General features: G+C 71.4%; 6 protein-coding genes and 1 pseudogene. 5 read left to right on the top strand and 2 right to left on the bottom strand.

The genetic code is table 11. The features are described from left to right. Both PHC73_RS11705 and dtd read left to right on the top strand, forming a co-directional pair. A pseudogene (locus PHC73_RS11705) lies at nt 1–279 on the top strand (translational GTPase TypA); the annotation flags it as partial. A gap of 4 nt (nt 280–283) precedes the next feature. Beyond that, nucleotides 284–721, top strand: a complete 438-nt coding sequence (gene dtd / locus PHC73_RS11700) for a D-aminoacyl-tRNA deacylase (RefSeq protein ID WP_300128365.1) — start codon at nt 284–286, stop codon at nt 719–721. Between the two features lie 102 nt (nt 722–823). Here the strand turns inward: dtd and PHC73_RS11695 are convergent, their stop codons facing one another. Then, on the bottom strand, nt 824–1,057 hold the full coding sequence (locus PHC73_RS11695; RefSeq protein WP_300128362.1) for a hypothetical protein: 234 nt from the start codon (nt 1,055–1,057) through the stop codon (nt 824–826). Between the two features lie 40 nt (nt 1,058–1,097). Here PHC73_RS11695 and PHC73_RS11690 point away from each other — a divergent pair, with 40 nt between their 5' ends. Continuing rightward, entirely contained in the window at nt 1,098–1,310 is a 213-nt protein-coding gene (locus PHC73_RS11690; RefSeq protein WP_300128359.1) for a type II toxin-antitoxin system HicB family antitoxin, read from the top strand. Between the two features lie 59 nt (nt 1,311–1,369). On the opposite strand, the gene glp is transcribed toward PHC73_RS11690, so the two are convergent. Further along, nucleotides 1,370–2,638, bottom strand: a complete 1,269-nt coding sequence (gene glp, locus PHC73_RS11685; RefSeq protein WP_300128356.1) for a gephyrin-like molybdotransferase Glp — start codon at nt 2,636–2,638, stop codon at nt 1,370–1,372. 118 nt (nt 2,639–2,756) lie between these two features. Between glp and mtnA the strand changes: the two genes are divergently transcribed. Next, the gene (gene mtnA / locus PHC73_RS11680) at nt 2,757–3,797 is read left to right on the top strand and encodes an S-methyl-5-thioribose-1-phosphate isomerase (RefSeq protein ID WP_300128353.1); all 1,041 of its coding nucleotides are present in this window, start codon (nt 2,757–2,759) and stop codon (nt 3,795–3,797) included. Nucleotides 3,798–3,831: 34 nt separating this feature from the next. After that, the coding region (locus PHC73_RS11675) for a glycosyltransferase family 4 protein (protein ID WP_300128350.1) at nt 3,832–4,674 on the top strand (843 nt) is incomplete at its 3' end.

Below are 4,674 nucleotides of genomic sequence, written 5' to 3'. Positions count from 1 at the left end.
CGGGGCGCCGAGGTGTACGAGGGCCAGGTGATCGGCCTGCACAGCCGCGGCAACGACCTGACCGTGAACCCGCTCAAGGCCAAGCAGCTCACCAACATCCGCGCCGCCGGCAGCGACGAGAACATCCTGCTGACCCCGCCCATGCGCCTGACGCTGGAGCAGGCGCTCGAGTTCATCGAAGCCGACGAGCTGGTCGAGGTGACGCCCAAGCACCTGCGCATCCGCAAGCGCCATCTGCTGGAATCCGACCGGCGCCGGCACGCCCGCAGCGCGAGCTAGTTCCATGCTGGCCCTGCTGCAGCGGGTGACGCAGGCCCGCGTGGAGGTGGCCGGCGAGGTAGTGGGGCAGATCGGCCCGGGGCTATTGGTGCTGGTCGGCGTGCAGCCGGCCGACGGGCCCGCGCAGGCAGCGCGCATGGCCGAGCGCCTGCTGGGTTATCGCGTGTTCGACGACGCCCAGGGGCGCATGAATCGTTCCCTCACCGACATTGGCGGCGGCCTGCTGCTGGTGCCGCAGTTCACACTGGCCGCCGACACCGACCGCGGCCGGCGGCCGAGCTTCACCAGCGCCGCCGAGCCCGGGCACGCCCGGGCCGTGTTCGATGCGCTGGTCGACGCCGCCCGGCGCCAGCACGCCGACGTCGCCAGCGGCCGCTTCGGCGCCCACATGCAGGTCAGCCTCACCAACGACGGGCCGGTGACGTTCCTGCTGCGGGCGTGAGCGTTCGCGGCTGAAGCCGCTCCTGCGAGCCGCTCCTGCGAGCCGCGTAGGCCACGTAGGGCATCGTGCACAATCCCGCGAAAACGACCTTCGGCAACCTGATCACAGCGCTCCCGAGAGGCGCAAATGAGCCGGTACGACAAGCTCCGAGAGCGCATCTTGAGTGGCGTGGCCGATGCCACCGTCGGTTTTGCCGACCTTTGTCAATTCCTGATCCACCTGGGATTCAAGCAGCGGATCCGCGGCGATCACCACATATTTACTGCCGTGGGCGTGGAAGAAATCATCAACATCCAGCCACGAGGCGCACATGCCAAGCCTTACCAGGTCAGGCAAGTGCGAAACTTGATACTCAAGTACCGCTTGGGAGAACGTGATGGCGATCAGATATGAACTGATCATCTACTGGAGCGCTCAGGACGACGCATTTATCGTCGAAGTGCCGGAACTGCCCGGCTGCATGGCCGATGGCGCGACCTACCAGCAGGCGGTAGCCAATGCCGAGCAGATCATCCAAGAGTGGATCGAAACCGCCCGCGAACAAGGCCGCGCGATCCCAGAGCCCAAGGGGCGCCTGATGTACGCCTGAGCGAGCCGGGCGGGCAAAGGCTGCCAGTGAACCTTCGCGGCTGAAGCCGCTCCTGCGAGCTAAAAAACGTCGCGCCCCGGCGTGCCGGGCCAGGGCAGCGGTTCCACCGTCACCGTGGCGCCGGCCGGCAGGTCGCCGCTGTCGGCCGGCAGCACGATCAGGCAGTTGGCGGCGGCGAGACTGCTCAGCACGTGCGAGCCCTGCGCGCCCGCGCTCTTGACGCCAAGGCGCCCGTCCGGCCCCGGGCCGACGATGCCGCGCTGAAAATCGAGCCGCCCCGGCGCCTTGTGCAGCGGCTCCAGCAGCGGCAGTTGCAGGCGCAGCGGCGGCGCCGGCGCCTCACCCTCCAGCAGGCGCAGCGCCGGGCGCACGAACTGGTGAAACGTCACCGCGGTCGACACCGGATTGCCCGGCAGGCCGAAAAACCAGGTCTCGCCCAGCCGCCCGAAGGCCAGCGGCCGGCCGGGTTTCATGGCGATGCGCCAGAAGTGGATGTCGCCGAACTCGGCGAACACGTCGCGCACGTAGTCGGCATCGCCCACCGACACGCCGCCCGAGCTGATCACCACGTCCGCCTGCTCGCGAGCGGCGGCAAAGGCGGCGCGCACGGCGGCCGGATCGTCCGCCACGATGCCCAGATCCACCACCGTCGCGCCCAGCTCCTGCAGCATGGCGCGCAGCAGGTAGCGGTTGCTGTCGTAGATGGCGCCCGGGCCGAGCGGCCGGCCGAGCGGCGTGAGCTCGTCGCCGCTGGTGAACAGCGCCACGCGCGGGCGGCGATGCACCGTGACCGTGCCCTGCCCCAGCGCCGCCGCCAGCGCAAGCTGCGCCGGGCCGAGGCGACTGCCGGCCGGCAGCACCGTCTGGCCGGCGCGCACGTCCTCGCCGGGCGCGCGCACGTTGGCGCCGACGGGCAGCGGGCGCTGCAATCGCAGCCGTCCGTGCGCAAGCGTGGCATGTTCCTGCATCACCACCGTGTCGGCGCCATCCGGCAGCACGGCGCCGGTCAGGATGCGCACGCACTGCCCGCGCCCGAGCCGGCCGGTGAACGGATGCCCGGCCAGCGCCGTGCCCACCAGCTCCAGGCCCGCGCCGAGCGCGGTGTCCAGGTCGGCGAAAGCGAAGGCGTAGCCGTCCATGGCCGAATTCGGCCACGGCTGCAGGTCCATGGTGGCGATGAGCGGCGCGGCCAGCACGCGGCCGAGCGCGTCCGTGAGCGCCAGCGTTTCGGCGCCCGGCAGCGGCCGGACGGTGCGCAGCACCTGCGCGAGCGCCGCCTCGAAACCCAGGCTCTCGGGCGTGCAGTCGGGCGGGACGGGACGATCCATGGCGGCTGATCCTGGGTTGTTAAGATGTCGGGCCAGCATTGTAGTGAGTCGACCCCGTGACCCAGCCCGGCCATCCGTTCCCCTGCAGGCGTCTTTGCACCGGCCGCGCGGAGGCGGCGTGAACCCCGTCACCGCCCTGCGCTGGCAAGACGGCGCCCTTCACCTGCTGGACCAGCGCCGCCTGCCGGCCGAGCAGACCTGGCTGCGCTGCGTGAGCGCCGGCGAGGTGGCGGACGCCATCCGCGCCATGGTGGTGCGCGGCGCGCCGGCCATCGGCATCGCGGCGGCGTACGGCGTGGTGCTGGCGGCACGCGCGGCCTTCGCGGCAGCCGGCGACGGCTGGCGGGCGGCGATCGAGCCGGACCTCGCGCACCTGCGCAATGCCCGGCCGACGGCCGTCAACCTCGCCTGGGCGCTCGACCGCATGACGGCGCGTTTCGCCACCACCAGCGGCGATCCCGAACCCGCCCTGCTGGCGCAGGCGCGCGCCATCCACGACCAGGACCTGGCCGCCAACCGCGCCATGGCGGCGCACGGCGCGCCACTGATCGCCCCCGGCAGCCGCGTGCTCACCCACTGCAACACCGGCGCGCTGGCCACCGGCGGGCACGGCACGGCGCTTGGCGTGATCCGCACCGCCCACGCCCAGGGCCGCATCGCCGAGGTGTTCGTGGACGAAACCCGGCCCTGGCTGCAGGGCGCGCGCCTGACCGCCTGGGAGCTGCAGCAGGAGGGCATCCCGGCGCGGTTGGTGGTGGACGGCGCGGCGGCCTGGCTGTTCGCGCGCCTGCGCCCGGCCTGGCTCATCGTCGGCGCCGACCGCATCGCCGCCAACGGCGACACCGCCAACAAAATCGGCACCTACACCGCGGCGCTGGCCGCCCGCGCCCACGGCGCGCGGGTGATGGTGGTGGCGCCGCTGTCCACCTTCGACCCCGCCACGCCCGACGGCGCCGTCATCGAGGTGGAAGAACGCCCGGCGCAGGAACTCACGCAGCTGGCCGGCCAGGCGCTGGCGCCGGCGGGTTTTGCGGCCTGGAACCCGGTGTTCGACGTGACGCCAGCGGCGCTCATCGACGCCATCGTGTGCGAGCACGGCGTCATCGAGCGGCCGGACGCGGCGCGCATGGCGGCGTTTCTGGAGGCTGCGGGGCGGTGATGGCGGCCGTGAGTCCCGCCGCCACACTCAGCGCATGACTGACGCCGTCCAGCCGCGAAGTCCGCGCATCCTGCTCATCACCCGCAACCTGCCGCCGCTGCGCGGGGGGATGGAGCGCCTAAACCTGCACATGGCGCGGTCGCTGGCCGAGTGGAGCACACTCAGCGTCATCGGACCGGCAGGGTGCCGCCACCTTCTGCCGACAGCGTGCGAAGTCATCGAGGTCCCCGCCCGACCGCTGCGCAGCTTCCTGCTGCGTTCGCTGCTCGCTGCCTGGAACGAGGGTGGCCAACCGTTCGATATCGTCCTCGCCGGCAGCGGCCTCACTGCGATCGCCACACAGCTCGCCGCGCGGCGCAGCGGCGCCCGCGCTGTGGCCTACGTGCATGGGCTCGACCTGCTGGCCCGCCACCCGGTGTACCGGGCACTGTGGCTGCCGGCGCTGCGCCGTCTCGACCAGGCCATCGCCAACAGCACCAACACCGCTGGCATCGCCGCCCGCGCCGGTGTCGCGGCAGGACGAATCAGCGTCATTCATCCCGGCGTCACATTACCGAAAGACCCGACCGCAACAGGCGATGCCTTTCGCCGCAAATATGATCTTGGCGACCGTCCAGTGCTGCTCTCGGTCGGCCGGCTCACCGCCCGCAAAGGGCTATACGAGTTCATCCGCGAATCGCTGCCTGGCATTCGCCAGCGATACCCACAGGTGTTGCTGCTGGTAATCGGTGACGAAGCCCAGGACGCCCTGTCCGGTGCCAACACTGGCGGGCGGGCCGCGCTCGAAACGCTGGCCGCCGAGCTGGGCCTGTCCCAACACCTGTGCATCCTCGGCCCTTGCGACGACGACACGCTCCGCCAAGCCTATTTCGCCGCC

Source organism: Immundisolibacter sp., from assembly GCF_028696615.1.
Lineage (GTDB): Bacteria > Pseudomonadota > Gammaproteobacteria > Immundisolibacterales > Immundisolibacteraceae > Immundisolibacter.
Note: the sequence above shows the minus strand (reverse complement) of the source record. Positions and strands in the feature narration are given on the sequence as shown.